The organism is Vibrio sp. D173a, assembly GCF_030248475.1.
Genome location: NZ_JAHGAH010000966.1, coordinates 1 through 1,029, shown reverse-complemented (window position 1 = coordinate 1,029; position 1,029 = coordinate 1). Strand labels below are relative to the sequence as shown.

Below are 1,029 nucleotides of genomic sequence, written 5' to 3'. Positions count from 1 at the left end.
CATTGTCTTCTTCCTGCTACTGACGATTGCTGCGCTTACATCGGCTATCTCGATGTTGGAAGCACCAGTATCTCTAGTGAGTGAGCGTTTTAATACACCACGTACGCTGACCAGCTGGGTCATCGGTGGCCTGATTGCACTGTTCAGCGTGATCATCGTTTATAACTTTGCTGCTATGTTTGGTCTGGTTGCAATGATCGCCACTCAATACCTACAACCTATCGCTGCGCTAATGTTCTGCTTGTTTGGTGGCTGGGTTTGGAGCCGTGCTTCGAAAGTAAAAGAGCTAGAGCAGGGCTGTCCTGATTTCCAATTAGGTTGGTTCGGTAAGGTTTGGCCTGCATATGTGAAGTTTGTGTGTCCGATTCTGGTGATTACGGTTATCTGGGCTTCTTTCGGCTAACTGCACGTCTCGATTTAGATTCTTACTTAGTCTTAGCTTGTTAGCTTAGATCCAAACACAACAAAGCCGCTCCTTGATAGCGGCTTTGTTATATTCGGAGCAAGACGATAGTGATCAGAGCCCAATGATTTAATTAATAAAAAAGGCGCACAACCGGAGGTTATACGCCTTTGAAAACTTTGGAGGTTAAGTAGGAATTACTTAATTTCCATACCTTGTGCTTGTAGATCCCCGTGATAAGAAGAACGTACGAACGGACCACACGCAGCGTGGGTGAAGCCAAGTTCAAGTGCGATCTCTTTCAGTTCATCAAACTCAGAAGGCGGCACGTAGCGTTCAACTGGCAAGTGGTGACGGCTAGGCGCTAGGTATTGACCCAGAGTCAGCATAGTCACGCCATGTTCACGTAGGTCTTTTAGTACCTGAACGATCTCTTCTTTGGTTTCACCAAGACCCATCATGACGCCCGATTTTGTTGGAACGTCTGGGTGCTGTTCTTTGAATTTCTTAAGAAGGTTCAAAGACCATTTGTAGTTCGCACCTGGGCGCGCTTTACGGTAAAGACGCGGTGCTGTCTCTAGGTTGTGGTTGAATACATCTGGCGGATTGTCTTTCAATAGATCAAG

1 protein-coding gene and 1 pseudogene are annotated in these 1,029 nt (G+C 46.5%); one reads left to right on the top strand and one right to left on the bottom strand.

Annotated features, from left to right (window positions below; translation table 11 throughout):
• Positions 1-403 (top strand): annotated as a pseudogene (locus tag KIV40_RS30615) (sodium-dependent transporter); the annotation flags it as partial.
• Between the two features lie 197 nt (positions 404-600).
• On the opposite strand, the gene KIV40_RS30610 reads toward KIV40_RS30615, so the two are convergent.
• Positions 601-1,029, bottom strand: a 429-nt coding sequence (locus KIV40_RS30610) for a radical SAM protein (protein WP_285353045.1), incomplete at its 5' end; no start/stop codon positions are given.